The organism is Acidisoma sp. L85, from assembly GCF_009765865.1.
GTDB lineage: Bacteria > Pseudomonadota > Alphaproteobacteria > Acetobacterales > Acetobacteraceae > Acidisoma.
This window is the reverse complement of the sequence record NZ_LMUQ01000073.1, coordinates 386,649-400,507: the sequence shown is the minus strand read 5'-3', so window position 1 is coordinate 400,507 and position 13,859 is coordinate 386,649. Positions and strand designations below refer to the sequence as shown.

Genomic DNA, 13,859 nt, shown 5'->3' with positions numbered 1-13,859 from the left:
GCAGAAACAGTTTGTCCATGACGGTATCCTCCCGCCATCTCCAGAATCACAATGCGCCGAGCCGAAGCAAGCAATTAATGGGTCCTGACCCTAGCTTCGATAATCGCGAGCTTTTGCAAACCAAGTCTCGCCAATGCCTTCACGGCGGAAGTCGTCGTCTTGTGACCAGCCGATGCCCTATAGACCTCGATATCGTGTAGCAACTGCTGCGCACCGCTGAGTGTTCTACGCGACTTTGTGGCCCGCTTCCTGGGCGCTGTAGGAGACTTAGGCATGTGCCACCCCCTTTGCCCGTGCCACGAGAAGGCCAGCCTTCAGGACCTCGCGGAGGGCATCGGAAGCACAGGTATAATTCCGAAAGCGTGCCCATGTGTCGACCGCAAGCGCTAGATCGCACCCAAGGTCGACAGGCCGAGATGAGGGCGCCAAATAATTTATATTGTCAGACATACGCAGACTCCATGCATGAAAGTTGTTAACTTCCAGTAGTTTAGCATTAAAACGATACCATCCCCTAGGGTTCGGGTATCGGATAAAGGACCTTGACGCATTCCGACGAAAAAAGCGGTATGATGCAAAACGCATCATCTTGTGATGTGAATCGCATTACCGCGCGGTTACCGGCTGTGGCAGTCACTAAGCTGAACATTGATCCCGCATATGGCCGAAAATGCCGAGCCCCTCACGTGTCACTCCAAAATTGGAGAAAATACTTCCTGACCTCATCCTATTCAGATATTCACTATCACGTATAGTGTTATAGACCCGCGCCAGCCACATAGGTAAAACGACAAACACTGCGTTTCCACAGAGTGGACAATTTGTCCACTCTGCTCCATCACCGCGACGACGATGGAACCCGCCGAGGAAAGTGGACAAATTGTCCACTTTCCTCCTCCGCCGCGAAGCCGATGCGCCAACTCCCGTCCTCGCCGCGAAGCCGATGCGGCGATGAGTTTTAGGTCACGGCGTCATCTCTAGGATCAATCCGTGCCGCGATGTACATTGATTCTTGTCGGCGCTGTCCTAGCGGCGCCGACGATGATGGGTGCGGCATAAGCCGGAAACTTACTTTACGCATTAAAGGCGGCCTCCATCACGGAAGCCGCCTTTTCTGTTTTCGTCGTCGTCGTCGTCGTCGTAGATAAAATTGCGTGATGCGCCGCCGCGCTTCGTTAGCCCAATGGGTTACTGGATGCACCCATAACCACTGGCCGTGAATTCCAACAACACGCATGGCGTTTGAGGGTCGAACACTGGGATTGGCCGGATGAGGCGTAGACGCTGCGCACGAACCTTGCCACCCTCGTATTTCATCAGTTCTAGCTCGAATTCGGAATGCGCCTCAAAGATCTTACGCGCTCCGTCATCCATCCGGTCGACCAGCTCCAACGCAAGGTACGGAGTCATCGCTGGTATATCACCCCATGCCCCACGTCCGCCATTAGCGGTAAGCGAGTAGAAATGTCCGACAGCTTGATTGTTGACGATGAACGTGCCCGCGATGGGACGGTGAAATTGTGTAAGAGACACTATATAGATCCTATATCCGCACGTTTGACGCGGGGTCGCTAAAGTCGCCTTCGAACCAAGCCATCATGCCGGGCGGGTTGATGCGGGCAAAAACGTCAAGATCTTTCAGGACCAAGCTGTAACCGCTGACTACGCGGCCATCCTTCAGACGCAACGTGACCTGATACTTCGAGCCCACGCGCATTGTACGCGTAACCTCATCGGCTTTTTCGTGCAAGGCGATGACGTTAATGCAGCCCGGCTTATGAGGCGTAGTCCTCTCATACACTGCTTCGAGCAGTTTGAATGTAATCCCGCCGATCGTGACGAACGCCTGCGGCTCGGGTGATACGGGGCTGACCGGGGGGGTGGCCAGCGTTTCTGAATTTGGAATAGGCATCTTAGTTAATCCGCACGGCGCCCCAGGCGCCTTGAAAGTGAATGATAGTGTCGCCGTGGAAATCCTCGACGTGAGCGACGCGCAAGGACTGTCCAATGGCAGTCTTGCCCTCGGCGCCCCGTTCACGAAGAGAACAGTGGACAACCTGATCGACACTCAGTGCCGGATTGCCTTTGATGATTGCGGAAATGGTAGGTTCGCCACCTTGACGGGCATCGTTGATGTAGTGCGGGCCGACCACCTCGTGGCGAACGCCATTAAGAGTGAGCCAGGGGCTGTCGTGGAATGAATTCTCGGTGGGTTGATGGGTATCGGGGAGCATGGGCTAGTAACCTTGAACTTTACTTTACAAAGGGTGCCTCGGAATTGCTGCACCTCAAGTCTCAATCTACATGACATGGGCGAAGTTCTGTATAGTTGTTGCGAGGATTCCACGAAGATTCTGTCATCTTGCCTGCGTTATTTTAACAATGCTGTTGTGGTGCCTATGCTGGGTCGGAATGACTTGCCCGCTTAGGATCGTGAGGTGCGCAGGCTACGCGGCTAGCAGTGGGTTGCTTGGCTCGTAGCTGGCGAGGTCCACCTTCCAATGTTCGCTGATAGCGAGACCAAGATTGAGAATTCGGGTGCTCAAGATTGTTGTTCGGTTGGATAGATTTTCACTTGCTAATGCGACCGAGCAAGATTAGAAAGGATCGACGCAACCGAGCAAGCGAGCAAGTAAAATGGCCGTCTATGGATACAGCCGAGTCAGCACTACCCGCCAGTCCGATGAAGGCGAGAGTCTGGCTGTGCAGGAGCGCACGCTGGCAGGCTACGCGATGATGAATGGCCTAGCCGTGGACCGCATGTTCGTGGAGCGTGGCGTATCGGGTTCGGTGCCCCTGGGAGACCGTCCAGAGGGTGCGGCATTGCTGGCAGTCATTAAGCCGGGTGACGTGGTAATCACCGCAAAACTGGACCGCATGTTCCGCAGTGCCATAGATGCGCTGGGCGTCCTGGCACAGCTAAAGGCCGGTGGCGTATCGCTGCACATGATTGACCTCGGCGGTGATGTAACTGGCAACGGTGTCAGCAAGCTGGTTTTCACAATCCTCTCTGCGGTGGCCGAGGCTGAGCGTGACCGCATCCGTGAGCGCATCAGCACCGTTAAGGCTGACCAGAAGACACGTGGTCGCTACCTGGGTGGTAAGGTGCCTTTCGGATTCGTAGTCGGAGAGGATGGCGGCCTCGTAGAACACCCCGCACAGCAAGAGGCGATTGCTAAGGTTCACGCCATGCGGGCTGAGGGTGCCACCATGCGGGCCATAACGGATGCTCTTGCATTGGATGGTCATCGGTTATCGATGGGTGCGCTACACCGCATCATGCATAACGCTGCATAGCCTGTGAGGTCAGGCGACTCACGAAACTAATAGGCATGATCTAGCACCATCGCACATCCTGCGATGCAGTACCACTGCCCCGAACCCATCGAGCCATGTTGACATTACATGGCAGGTACCCGGGAGGTGGGGAACGGACGGGGTCGAGTAGCCCACTCGGGTAACCCCCGCGTGAAAAAGTTACCAATTTTATAGGCTCATCAAGCGACCCTTACGCGTGACCTATTCGCTTATGTTCGTATCAGCTCACTTCTCTACCAGTATCCTGATTGCCGCATAAACAATCTCCCGCTCAGCTACATAGTCCACATAAAACTTTTACCATTAAAAATTTCAGTCCGTGAAAGCTATACGAAAACCCTACAGAACTATAGGGGCGGCAGCTTCCAGCGAGTATTATCCTAGGAGAACAAGTTTCCTCCTCATCATTTATATAAGCCGCAGTCCTACAAATGCCCCGACAAATTTATTCAAAAGCCCGCGCGCCACGCGAAGCCGCGATTCAAGCCGCGCTAGAAGCCGACCCAAATGCCATTCGCTATTTGAGCGACGTCGTTTGCAGACGTGGCCACGAACCTGCTTGGCGTTACATAAAAGGTAACAACTGCACCGTCTGTGCCAGTCATCGGAATGCATATACCCGTGCTGTTCGTAAGGCACATCCACCGGGTGAGGACGCGTAACCATGCCCCAGATATCGATCACCGGTAATGGCGGCAAGTCTGCCAACAACAGTGGCGAAGGTGATGGTAACAGCGAGGAAGGTGGCAATTTCCTCGGCAATTACGACTCAAAGCGCATCGCGTCATCCTACCAGAAACTGCAAAACCAACGGCGCCAGGAAGCCCAGTGGATAAATTCCAACCTGGACCAAGTCCGTCGCTCATACGCTACCCAGGCAAAGCTAGAGAACCAAAATGCGGACCTCATCCGCAAGCACTACCGCCAAGAGGCAGAGTACGAGAATCGCTCGTTCGATGCGCGCCGCAAACAGGCCCGGCAGGAAGCGGAATATCATAACCGCAGTTTTGATGCCCGTCAGAAGCAACAGCAACGTGCTGACCAGTCGTTCTTTCGTACATACCAGGCAGCTACACGGGAGAACAACATCCGGGACAACCGCAGTGCCGCCGCTAGCTACCACAACATGCGTTATAATGCCGAACAGGAAAACCGGCTTTACGACCAGAAATCCTCCTTTTCGCGGCATGGGGGCGGCTTCCGTGCTGCCGCCGCGCAACTCGGTCGTGCACTCGAAGGGCGGACCGGATTCGCTGGTCGTGTAGGCAATGCCGCCACATCATTCGGTGAGGCTTCGAGTATCCGGGGTGCCTTAGAATCGGGTGCCTTGGGGGCGGCCGGTGCGTCCGCGTTGATGGCATTTGACATTGCCAAAGACACGGTAGAACTGCCGGGTAAATACTCTTCGAAGCTGAATGGTCTCGTGGCGGGTGCGAGACCTTTCTACGACCTCCAGTCGAGCGCCGCGCGGTTCGGTCGGGGCCAAGGATTCGATGGGCAATCGCTTGTCGATGCCACATACACACATGGCGCACCGCCCGCCTGGATGGCTAAATACGGACTTTCACCAACCGGTGCACTCGATTTGGCGCGGCAAGCGGGACAACCCATCGGTAGTGCCGACCAGTTACAAGCAGTCGATACGAGCGTTATGGCAGCCTCGCGTGCGCAATATATTGGTGGATTGGACCCCAGCACCTTAGCCGGAATGGCTAAGACGTTCACGACCCTCAGTGGTTCCGGGAACAATCCCAACGCGGAAGGTAACTTCTCTTCTCGTGGGACTGCCACCGGTCAGGTCAACGACTTCTACCGACGCATGGCGGGGGCGGTGCAAACCGGTGCCCGTTTAGGTCTCGACGCTTCAAACGTTGGCGGCGCCATTATGAGTCTGATGCAAGTCAGTGCGGCTAAGGGTGCCACCAATGTCGATGCGGGATCCTTGTCTAGCTACTGGTCGCGCGAAGCGTCTGGCGGTCTCGCAGCGATGCGCGATGGTTCCGGTGTGGTGGATTCCGTTAGTGCCTTGCTGAGTTCTGCGAACAGTGCGGGCTATAACGGTTCGGCCCTCCAAAATATGGCGATGCAAAATTTCGTCAACACACATGGGGGCATGGCTAAATCGGTTTCGGCTGTCGCGAAACAGCTTGGATTGGATCCCACGTCGTTGTCACCCGTGAATAAGAAGCTTCTGAGTGACGCCGCAGCGGCAGGTAAGAACGGGGACCAACTTGGCTACAACAATAGCATAAAACAGCTGATGCAGCCAGATCAAATCGCACAAATGGACACGAGCTGGCTTAAGCAGTCGGGATTGCCCGTATATGCGCAGACCGCCGCGTATGCCTCGATGACGGGTCAAGACACTAGCGCCGCTGCTAACTGGCTGTCGGGCGGCGGAAACGCGCCACCCCTCACGAAAGGAAGCGGGCTAGGCTGGTCGGATGTGGATGACCGGGAAAAAGGACTCATCGTGAAATATGCGAAGGGGGCTGGTGTGGATCCGTCCATTGTGGCTTCGCTCATAAATACGGAGTCAAGTTTCCGTCCGGGTGCCACTAATGGCGACCACTACGGCCTCGGCCAAATCAGTCCTGGTGCCTTGGCCGATGTGCAGAAAAACGGCATGGATAAGGACGTGAAATTGTCCGACCTCTACGATGCGGATACGAATACGCGTGTTACCTCCGACTATCTCGGGCTGCTGAAGAAGCGCTACGGGTCGGACGAGCAAGCGTTGGAGCACTACTACGGCTCAAAAGACCCCGGTAAGAACGCAACCTATGCCAGCGGCATTCTTACCGGTGCCGTGGGTTACAATGGTGCCAATTCACTGCAAGAACAGGCTCGCGTGTTGGCCATAGCGGGGCAAGCATCGACCCAGGCTGCGCAACAGGATTCCAATGGTGCGTCGTTGCTCTCATCCGACACTATCTTGGCGTTTTCCGGCGGCATCGTGACTGCCACTAGCGATGTGTCGGCATTCGCCCAGTCTGTAAGAGATGCGATGGCCGCACTTACGAGGCTCGCACATACGAGTGGCGGTCCTAGTGGCCAACCCATTTGGCGCGGACCGCACACTAAACCCCCACAGATGCCGTAATAGGGATACACACGAACATGATTATAGACTTCAGCAATGGATCAATCCGTTGCGCTTCCGCCCCACGACCACGCAATCGGGAACAGTTGATTGCCCACTACCGCAAGGCCTTCCAGCCATCGCTAAGACAGCCCGGCAACCGTGTACGGAAAGCCCTGGGCGGGTCTGTTTCGGGCTTCCGTCTGTACCTGATGGAGGAGGTCGGCATGACCTATGACGAAGCGGACATCTATTCCAACGCGCTCGCAAACATGATTGCCGACTAACGAGACGCACGGACGGTAGTTCTATGGTGGCTCTACCGTCCGTGCCCGCCGTTCGCCATGTGGCGGACAACCTGGGGGCGATGTAGAGGCCCAACCCCATCGTCCCCAGGTAAACGAAAACCCGCCAAAGCGGCGGGCTGGTTCGGCGTGGAGTTGTAGGCGATTAGGTCAGCGGCGCAGCGTAAAGGTTGGTTCTACACGCGTCCGCTGGGCGGCGTATTGGCCGAGTTGCACGGGGTTCGCAGACTTCCACGGCTCGGCATGCTCCGGTCCCCACGGGCGCGCCGCTTGTTGACGCAGCCACTTCGCGTGGTTCGTCTCCTTCGGCCAAAGCGTGTAGACGCATGCCCCAACGAAGAGCGCTACTGGTGCGGCGAACATCGCCCAGACGACCCCCATTTCCGCGCTTTGCCCGAAGAGTCCCCCGGCTATAATCGCGAAGATGCCGAAGAGGCCAACGAACGCACCGGCTGCCACCTTGCACAGCAAGGCGACAATCCGCCACTGAAACCAAGTCTGGACGAAATCTATTGGCTCGCGGTCATTGGGGTGATTGTCGTAGCCGTTCATGAAATGCCTCCCGCTCAAATGCAATGACGATATAACATGTGCGGGACACAGAGTCGAATCCGTTCTGATACCGATCTAAGAGTTTCTGTCTAGCTAGTTTCCATTATTATACGACAGATATCGTAATTGCGATATCGATCCGTCAACGCCTAGCCTATTGGGGCATAGGATACGGACGAAAGAGCGCCGCCAGTTTTGAGCTGCGCCAAATCTCAACATGCTCTCGAATTGGTTGAGGAGGGACGAACACTATGCGACCTTCTTCGTTTGGCGTGAAGCGCGAGTCCTTCTCGAAGGGGTTTGCCTCACTACTGGCGCTTGCCTCGCCAAATCCCCGGAGACGATTCCGATAGACAACGGGAAGGCACCAATAAGAGCTTCCTCTAAGTGTGGGATGCTCTGCGCACACAATTCTAGCGACAGCATGCAGGTCGGTGCAGTGCGCAACGGCATCAAACGGCCGGTTGTCATCGAACGATTGCAAGACTTCCGCTGTGCACTCCCAGGAGAAGCAATAGGCATAAACATCCGGTTGCTCGACCCCGACAAAAACGTTCGTAATAGTTCCAGTCCCACCAATCGTCCGATGCGCGACATTGGTGGGGTGTATATCCGCTACGGAGATAGAATCGGAACCACTCCAAGCCTGCTCTAGTCCTTCGGAAACGTCATTCAGGGAGCTTTTTTCCATGGTCCCAAAATCGCGAAGCCGTCTGATTCTGATGCTACCTGTCCGATAGATGGCGTCGCTAATGTCGGTATGGTGGAACTTGAACCCATAACCCCGGTTGAAGAACTTGTGCGCCGTCATCTCGGCTTTTAGCTCGGCTGGGATAGGCCTTCGACCTCCGATAATCATGTTGTCACCCCTATGATGGAGGCTTGATAGGTCGCGCTCGTTGCGGCGTCTTCTTCACTAGCGCCGCAGCCTCTTTTATCTGCCGTCGTCGGCGTGTTGGGGTTATATAAAGCTGGTCGAGCAGATCCTCGATAATATCCAGCTGCGTGTATACCTCGCTCCACGTTGGGCTATGACCGCGATGCGCGGCGGCGCTTCCAGCATCAAAAGCAGCAAATATACTCGTGACCTGGGCTTCGGTAATAACCGTCTTCTCAGCAAGTCTCGACAGTTTTTCCTTGAAATTTCCTTTTTCACCAGTTCGCGAGGTGACAACGAAGTCAAGGATTGCCCTCGCGCCCATCGCCACCAGCCCATATGCGTTCAGGGCAAGGGCTGAGTAGAGGTCCTTGTGCAGACGCGCTATCCACCACTCCTTTTCATTAAAGGCGAAGAAGAGTTCGGCTCCCCATTCAGGAATCTTTCTCGCGGATGATAGCGGGTATAGGTCGCGGTCAATTGCCGTGATGGCATTGCCAGACTGGTCATATGTGTAGTCACTTCCAATCCAATGGCTGTGCGATAGCGTCACGGTGCGGCAGCCGCAACACTCGATGATCGCCCAGATATCACCACCGACCTCTCCTACGTCCTCCTCGTCCCAGAGGCGGGTCTCTTCCGCGAGTGTCGAGTGATAGCGGCTGCCTCCACATTGGCGACAGCGGGACATCAAGACCGGAGTATCTTGAGCCATCGACTTTCCCACCCGCCGTTGCGTTATCGGAAGGGTAGCAATGCCGTTGAGCGAGCACAACCATCGCGTTAGCCAGCCGGGGACCCGCGACACGAACAGGACCCCGGCTTTCGGCCGTCTAGGTCACCCGCCAACCGGTTCCATCGTCTCCAAGAGCCGGGTCATCTTCGGCACGATCCATGAGACCTCTTCATACCGTTCTAGGACATCGGCCCGCGTAAGTTTCCCCGTGCGGTTCTCCGCATAGACGAAGGCGTGAGCCTCCGAGCCTTTCTCGAACATGTCAGCACGGATGACCGCCACCTCTGGATGGGTAGCTCGCGCGGCCGAGGGCATGACGGGCTGGGACATTGGGCGATGATTCTCCAGCCCGACCACCGCCCCAGAGGTTTCCGCAATGCCTCTTGGCCGCGCTTGCGGCGTCGCTCGCCTTCCGCTGCTCGTACGTCCGCGTCGTCACCCATACCCGGCACATATATGAGTTCGCTTATGAGGGAACATACCGGGAACTTACGTTCCGGGGAGTCACATCTCGGGAATCAAAGGTCCGGTTTGCCTCAAACTGAGGCACGGCCGAGGCTGCGGGTTAGCGCGTGCCCGCTTTTCGTCACGTCTGCCACGCGGCACTTCAGGGGCAAGTGTGTGAATGTCTGACAGGCCCGGACTGCGCCGAGTCCGTGGCGGATTTATTAGCAGGCCTTAGCCCATCCGATTCTCGCAGGGCTAATTTCGGGCTAATGGCTAATTCCGGAACACTACCGTAATGGCATGAAGCCCCTAAGGCGTTGTTCTAGAAGGGGAAACTAGGTGGCGTCCCGTACGGGATTCGAACCCGTGTTACCAACGTGAAAGGCTGGTGTCCTAGGCCTCTAGACGAACGGGACATCGACGCCGGGCGGTGCTGGGTAGCGGAGGCACCCCTCGAAATCAAGTCCGCCCCCGTATCGACTGGTTAGCCGCCCGTCCCAGAGCCGCGAGGCCACCCTGCCCCGCCAGCAACCCGCGCCAGAAGGTCCTTGCCTCTATGACTATTTGCGACCGGCCTTGGTCGGCAGGACGGCTGTTGGTGTCTTTATGAACGAAGAAGTGGCGGCGACAACCGTCTTCTTGGCCGCCTTCGGCTTCTTCGGCTCACGATTTCCGCGGTTCTCACCCTTGGCCATCTCGATCTCCCGCCTGGTTACATCAATGCCGTCATCGCCCATCCAAACGTCGCGCCACCCTCAAGCGCGGATGCGCTGCTCCTGCGGACGAGCCGTCGCCTCGGCCACCGGTGGGTCGTCGATGTCGTCGGCCCAGATGCTCAGGATCCCGCAGACGCTGTCGGGGCGCGAAGTGAACTTGATCTGAGCGATCCCCTCGATCTGTTCGCGGATGCCCGCAAAGCACTTCAGCAGGTCGGCGGCCGAGAAATGGCGGTGGCCACTGACCTCCTGCAGCGCGGCGCGGGAAATCGCACAGGTGACCGGCTCGCCGCCAACGTCGATCTCAAAGACGACCCGACTTCCGTCCCATCTCGGCTTCGCCAGCACGGCCTTTGGGGTGATGTCGGTCATGTACACACGTCCTTCCTGAGGAAGACAAGGCGAAACGCAAAGAAAAATCGGAAATTCCACTATGTATATGGAAGCTCACCCTCGATATTACGAGCCGGCGACCAAAATAGACAGCCGCTTTATCCTGGATAATTCTTTAACGGCGCCCGGACGTCATTTTGCTGGATTATGGCGCCCCTGGATTTGCCCACCCTGCCCCACCCGTGACCAGCCTCTGCCCAGCCGCCAATCAGGCTCGACGTGGCTGCCGCCATGGAGGAGAAGCAAACCTAGCGCGCTTGCCTGCGCGCCCACGAGGGAGGAACGGCATCGCCATGAAGCTCAGCGCGCGCAACCAGATCAAAGGGAAGGTCGTCGCCGTCCAGAAGGGACAGACCACCGGCCATGTCCGTATCGATGTTGGCGGCGGCATCGTCATCACTGCCTCGATCACCAATGAGGCGATCGACGACCTCGCGCTCAAAATCGGCGACGAGGCGGTGGCCGTGATCAAGGCGTCGGACGTGATGGTCGGGACGCTGTAGCGCCTCTACATCAACCCGGCCGCGAGGTTCACCGTCAGCGCCAGGATGATCGTGTTGAACAGAAAACTGATGAACCCCTGAAGCGTCGCAAGACGCCTCAGATGGCGATCGGTGATATCGACGTCGGATACCTGGAACGTCATGCCCAAAACGAGCGAGAAATAGAGGAAGTCGTAATAATCCGGCTCGGGCTCCTTCGGGAAATCGAGGCCGCCCTGCAGCTCGTCATCCGACTTGGTGTAAAATTCATGCGCGTAGCGCAGGGCGAAGACGAGATGCATCGTCAGCCACGAAATGATCAGCGTCGCGACTAGGACCATCACATGCGACGCGCGCTCCGACCCATGCAGATTCTTGATCGCGCTGAATTCGAGAATGATGGCGAAGACGCTCGCGACAACGCCACCGAGCGTCATCGCAAAGATGGTCCATTCGCCGTCCTGCTGGGCCGCCGCTTCCGCGGGCATGCGATGAGGCGGCGTGATCGCCATCAGAACGGCATTGACCACGAGGAACAGCCCCGCACCTGCATCCCAGCCGATAATCAGACGGACCTTCGGGAACGGCACGAACCAATAGACGAGGAGCCCCACCACCACGGCGGCGACCAGCCGGGGGCGGCTGGAAATAATCTGCTTGAGGTGCATCAGCTGAACCGCGGGCCGCGTGGGACGATCATCTTAGCCTCCTGGGCAGACCACGCGCTCATTGCATCGGCGGCCGCGCTCTGCAACGGGTAGGCCCAATGCCGATGGGGAGGGAAGACGATGGAAGCGACGGAAGCAGCGGGACGGCCATGGGTGGAACGCCCCGCTCACCGGGCCTGGCTCGCGCGCCAGGCGGAGATTTTGCTCGATCAGTTTCAGTATTCGGTGATCGATCCGGCTGGAGGATTCTTTGACCTCGACGATAGCGGCGCGCCGCTGCGGGAGAGCCCGGTCCGCCGGCTGATCACCACCACGCGGCTGGTGCATAGCTTCGCCGTCGCTCAGATGCTGGGCCGGCCCGGTGCCGCGACGGTTGTCGATCATGGCGTGGCGGCACTGTGGGATTTCCACCGGGACACCGCCTCGGGCGGCTATCCCTGGGAAACCGGCGAAGGCGCCGATGCCAGCCGGCAGGCCTATGGCCATGCCTTCGTCCTGCTCGCCGCTTCCAGCGCCCGCATGGCGGGACACCCCGATGCCGACCGGCTGCTCGCGGATGTCACCGATGTCCTGCTGAAACGCTTCTGGGAGCCGGCCCATGGCGCGGTCGCCGAGGAGTTCGACGCGGCGTGGCAGCCGCTCTCTGGCTATCGCGGCCAGAACGCCAATATGCATCTCACCGAGTCACTGATGGCCGCCTTCGAGGCGACCGGGGACGCGCGTTATCTTGAAATGGCGGAGAGCATCGCGACGCTGCTCATCAACCGCGTGGCGCGCGCCCATGGCTGGCATGTGATCGAACATTTCGACACCCAGTGGCGGCCGGATGCGGTCTATCGCGGCTCGGACATGTTCCGGCCCTTCGGCACAACGCCGGGCCATGCGCTGGAATGGTCCCGCCTGCTCGCACAGCTCGATGCGCTGGGCGGTGGCCGGCTGGGCTGGACGATGGAGGCGGCGCGCGGCCTCTTCACCCAGGCGGTGACGGATGGCTGGGACCACGCGGCGGGCGGCTTCTACTACACGCTCGACTACGGCAACGCGCCGCTCATCCGCGACCGGCTGTGGTGGCCCTGCTGCGAGGCGATCGCCGCCGCCGCCTTCCTGCGCGACCGCACCGAGGATGATGTCTTCGAGGTTTGGTATCGCCGGGTTTGGGATTGGTCGGCGCATCACTTGCTCGACCGCCGCCATGGCGGCTGGTTCTCGGAGCTGGATGACGGGCTGGTGGCGCGTCCGCGGTTCTTCAGCGGCAAGCCCGATATTTACCACGCGTTGCAGGCTTGCCTCATCCCGCTCTATCCGGCGGGCGGCAGTCTGGGCGCCATGGTGCGTGAGGCGGTGCAGTAGTCTTCGCGACGGATGGTGGAGCGCATGGCGGGACGGCCGCGATGCGCTCCTCGGCTTCGGCTTTGAGCGTGACGCATGGGGCGAGCGCTTTCGCAGTTTGCTTGATGGTAGCAGTTATTTCTGGATGTGGTTGGTAAGAGAAGCGCCGTTACTCCTGGCCGCGCACTAGGCACATTCCGCTAGAGGCGGGTAGCCCTGACGCGATTTTACACGCGCGAGAATATCGCTGGCGAATCCGAAAGCCGGAGGCACATAATGCTTCGTCACGAAAGTTCCTGGGCTATCTCTCATTTCGAGATCGCCGGCGCGGAAGCTCGTGGAGGCTAACGAAGACCGGCGTGCCATCGTGTCCGCAACATTGGCTTCAAGGCTTCGAAAGGTACGAGAATGGCCCTGAGTTCTGTCGGTAAGAAGCAACTAACTCTTGAGACTCCTTACGAGGGTCTAACACCGACTGATCACGAATTTGTAAGGAGTCTGCGGGCCGCTGCGGCTAACAAGGCTTACGCAGCGAATCATGCGTATTATGATGAAAAAACCGGGGAGCTGTATGAAAAAGGTGTCGTTCCACCCAAGAATTTCACGCTGACGCCAAATGACTATAGCCTCCTCCAAATTTCCGCAGGGGGCGGACCTCCTCCTCCACCTGGAAACCTCGCGCCGCCACCTATCCCCCCGCTGGCTCCGCCGCAGCAGGCCGGTTTCGAACCGCCGCATACAACGCATCGACACTATTTCTACTTTGATCCCGAAGAATCAAGTGGCGCCGCGCCTCAGCTCCGGCGTCAACCCGCTCCCAATATGACCTATCAGCCGGCCGCTGGGTATTTGCGGCAGCCTTCGACCTATCAGCAGGCTCACAGTCCTTCTGCGAATCCGCAGCAGCCAGCACTGTACCAGCAGCGGCAGCAATACCCCACGCCCTACCAGCAG

14 protein-coding genes, 1 tRNA gene and 1 pseudogene are annotated in these 13,859 nt (G+C 58.0%); 6 read left to right on the top strand and 10 right to left on the bottom strand.

The annotated features are described in order from the left end of the window. Window positions 1-1,188 precede the first annotated feature (1,188 nt). Genes GSQ83_RS25455 through GSQ83_RS25445 form a run of 3 tightly spaced genes read right to left on the bottom strand, consistent with a single transcriptional unit; the run spans window position 1,189 to window position 2,234 of the window. Window positions 1,189-1,533 carry a hypothetical protein gene (locus GSQ83_RS25455; protein ID WP_158805643.1) on the bottom strand — a complete coding sequence of 115 codons (345 nt, stop codon included), beginning with the start codon at window positions 1,531-1,533 and terminating at the stop codon, window positions 1,189-1,191. 10 nt (window positions 1,534-1,543) lie between these two features. Continuing rightward, the gene (locus GSQ83_RS25450; protein WP_158805642.1) at window positions 1,544-1,912 is read right to left on the bottom strand and encodes a hypothetical protein; all 369 of its coding nucleotides are present in this window, start codon (window positions 1,910-1,912) and stop codon (window positions 1,544-1,546) included. Between the two features lies 1 nt (window position 1,913). Further along, window positions 1,914-2,234 carry a hypothetical protein gene (locus GSQ83_RS25445; RefSeq protein ID WP_158805641.1) on the bottom strand — a complete coding sequence of 107 codons (321 nt, stop codon included), beginning with the start codon at window positions 2,232-2,234 and terminating at the stop codon, window positions 1,914-1,916. A gap of 403 nt (window positions 2,235-2,637) precedes the next feature. On the opposite strand from GSQ83_RS25445, the gene GSQ83_RS25440 reads away from it, so the two are divergent. The 3 genes from GSQ83_RS25440 to GSQ83_RS25430 all read left to right on the top strand — a co-directional run bounded on the left by GSQ83_RS25440 (window position 2,638) and on the right by GSQ83_RS25430 (window position 6,687). Beyond that, entirely contained in the window at window positions 2,638-3,297 is a 660-nt protein-coding gene (locus GSQ83_RS25440; RefSeq protein WP_158805640.1) for a recombinase family protein, read from the top strand. A gap of 685 nt (window positions 3,298-3,982) precedes the next feature. Next, window positions 3,983-6,421, top strand: a complete 2,439-nt coding sequence (locus GSQ83_RS25435) for a transglycosylase SLT domain-containing protein (RefSeq protein ID WP_158805639.1) — start codon at window positions 3,983-3,985, stop codon at window positions 6,419-6,421. A gap of 86 nt (window positions 6,422-6,507) precedes the next feature. Then, window positions 6,508-6,687 (top strand): hypothetical protein, encoded by a 180-nt coding sequence (locus GSQ83_RS25430; RefSeq protein WP_216850565.1) that lies wholly within the window; start codon window positions 6,508-6,510, stop codon window positions 6,685-6,687. A 168-nt stretch (window positions 6,688-6,855) separates the two neighbouring features. Here the strand turns inward: GSQ83_RS25430 and GSQ83_RS25425 are convergent, their stop codons facing one another. From GSQ83_RS25425 to GSQ83_RS25400, 6 genes are all read right to left on the bottom strand, one after another. Next, on the bottom strand, window positions 6,856-7,257 hold the full coding sequence (locus GSQ83_RS25425) for a hypothetical protein (RefSeq protein WP_158805637.1): 402 nt from the start codon (window positions 7,255-7,257) through the stop codon (window positions 6,856-6,858). Window positions 7,258-8,126: 869 nt separating this feature from the next. Beyond that, entirely contained in the window at window positions 8,127-8,849 is a 723-nt protein-coding gene (locus GSQ83_RS25420) for a DUF4145 domain-containing protein (RefSeq protein ID WP_158805636.1), read from the bottom strand. 123 nt (window positions 8,850-8,972) lie between these two features. Beyond that, a complete protein-coding gene (locus GSQ83_RS25415; protein WP_158805635.1) occupies window positions 8,973-9,200 on the bottom strand; it encodes a hypothetical protein in 228 nt (75 codons plus the stop codon). 457 nt (window positions 9,201-9,657) lie between these two features. After that, window positions 9,658-9,733, bottom strand: a tRNA-Glu gene (locus GSQ83_RS25410). Between the two features lie 144 nt (window positions 9,734-9,877). After that, on the bottom strand, window positions 9,878-10,054 hold the full coding sequence (locus GSQ83_RS25405) for a hypothetical protein (protein ID WP_158805634.1): 177 nt from the start codon (window positions 10,052-10,054) through the stop codon (window positions 9,878-9,880). A gap of 18 nt (window positions 10,055-10,072) precedes the next feature. Next, window positions 10,073-10,405 (bottom strand): DUF1488 family protein, encoded by a 333-nt coding sequence (locus GSQ83_RS25400; RefSeq protein ID WP_158805633.1) that lies wholly within the window; start codon window positions 10,403-10,405, stop codon window positions 10,073-10,075. A gap of 314 nt (window positions 10,406-10,719) precedes the next feature. On the opposite strand from GSQ83_RS25400, the gene GSQ83_RS25395 reads away from it, so the two are divergent. After that, window positions 10,720-10,929 (top strand): molybdopterin-binding protein, encoded by a 210-nt coding sequence (locus GSQ83_RS25395; RefSeq protein ID WP_158805632.1) that lies wholly within the window; start codon window positions 10,720-10,722, stop codon window positions 10,927-10,929. A gap of 5 nt (window positions 10,930-10,934) precedes the next feature. Here the strand turns inward: GSQ83_RS25395 and GSQ83_RS25390 are convergent, their stop codons facing one another. Next, complete coding sequence (locus tag GSQ83_RS25390) at window positions 10,935-11,576, bottom strand: DUF1345 domain-containing protein (RefSeq protein ID WP_158805631.1); 642 nt, start codon at window positions 11,574-11,576, stop codon at window positions 10,935-10,937. A 120-nt stretch (window positions 11,577-11,696) separates the two neighbouring features. Between GSQ83_RS25390 and GSQ83_RS25385 the strand changes: the two genes are divergently transcribed. Together GSQ83_RS25385 and GSQ83_RS30135 are read left to right on the top strand one after the other, a co-directional pair. After that, entirely contained in the window at window positions 11,697-12,926 is a 1,230-nt protein-coding gene (locus GSQ83_RS25385; protein WP_158805630.1) for an AGE family epimerase/isomerase, read from the top strand. A 387-nt stretch (window positions 12,927-13,313) separates the two neighbouring features. Continuing rightward, window positions 13,314-13,859, top strand: a pseudogene (locus GSQ83_RS30135) (hypothetical protein); the annotation flags it as partial.

Coding starts and splice junctions, on each gene's coding strand:
- GSQ83_RS25450 (WP_158805642.1), bottom strand. CDS start 1,912: ATGCCTATTCCAAATTCAGAAACGCTGGCCACCCCCCCGGTCAGCCCC.
- GSQ83_RS25445 (WP_158805641.1), bottom strand. CDS start 2,234: ATGCTCCCCGATACCCATCAACCCACCGAGAATTCATTCCACGACAGC.
- GSQ83_RS25440 (WP_158805640.1), top strand. CDS start 2,638: ATGGCCGTCTATGGATACAGCCGAGTCAGCACTACCCGCCAGTCCGAT.
- GSQ83_RS25435 (WP_158805639.1), top strand. CDS start 3,983: ATGCCCCAGATATCGATCACCGGTAATGGCGGCAAGTCTGCCAACAAC.
- GSQ83_RS25425 (WP_158805637.1), bottom strand. CDS start 7,257: ATGAACGGCTACGACAATCACCCCAATGACCGCGAGCCAATAGATTTC.
- GSQ83_RS25420 (WP_158805636.1), bottom strand. CDS start 8,849: ATGGCTCAAGATACTCCGGTCTTGATGTCCCGCTGTCGCCAATGTGGA.
- GSQ83_RS25415 (WP_158805635.1), bottom strand. CDS start 9,200: ATGTCCCAGCCCGTCATGCCCTCGGCCGCGCGAGCTACCCATCCAGAG.
- GSQ83_RS25405 (WP_158805634.1), bottom strand. CDS start 10,054: ATGGGCGATGACGGCATTGATGTAACCAGGCGGGAGATCGAGATGGCC.
- GSQ83_RS25400 (WP_158805633.1), bottom strand. CDS start 10,405: ATGACCGACATCACCCCAAAGGCCGTGCTGGCGAAGCCGAGATGGGAC.
- GSQ83_RS25395 (WP_158805632.1), top strand. CDS start 10,720: ATGAAGCTCAGCGCGCGCAACCAGATCAAAGGGAAGGTCGTCGCCGTC.
- GSQ83_RS25390 (WP_158805631.1), bottom strand. CDS start 11,576: ATGCACCTCAAGCAGATTATTTCCAGCCGCCCCCGGCTGGTCGCCGCC.
- GSQ83_RS25385 (WP_158805630.1), top strand. CDS start 11,697: ATGGAAGCGACGGAAGCAGCGGGACGGCCATGGGTGGAACGCCCCGCT.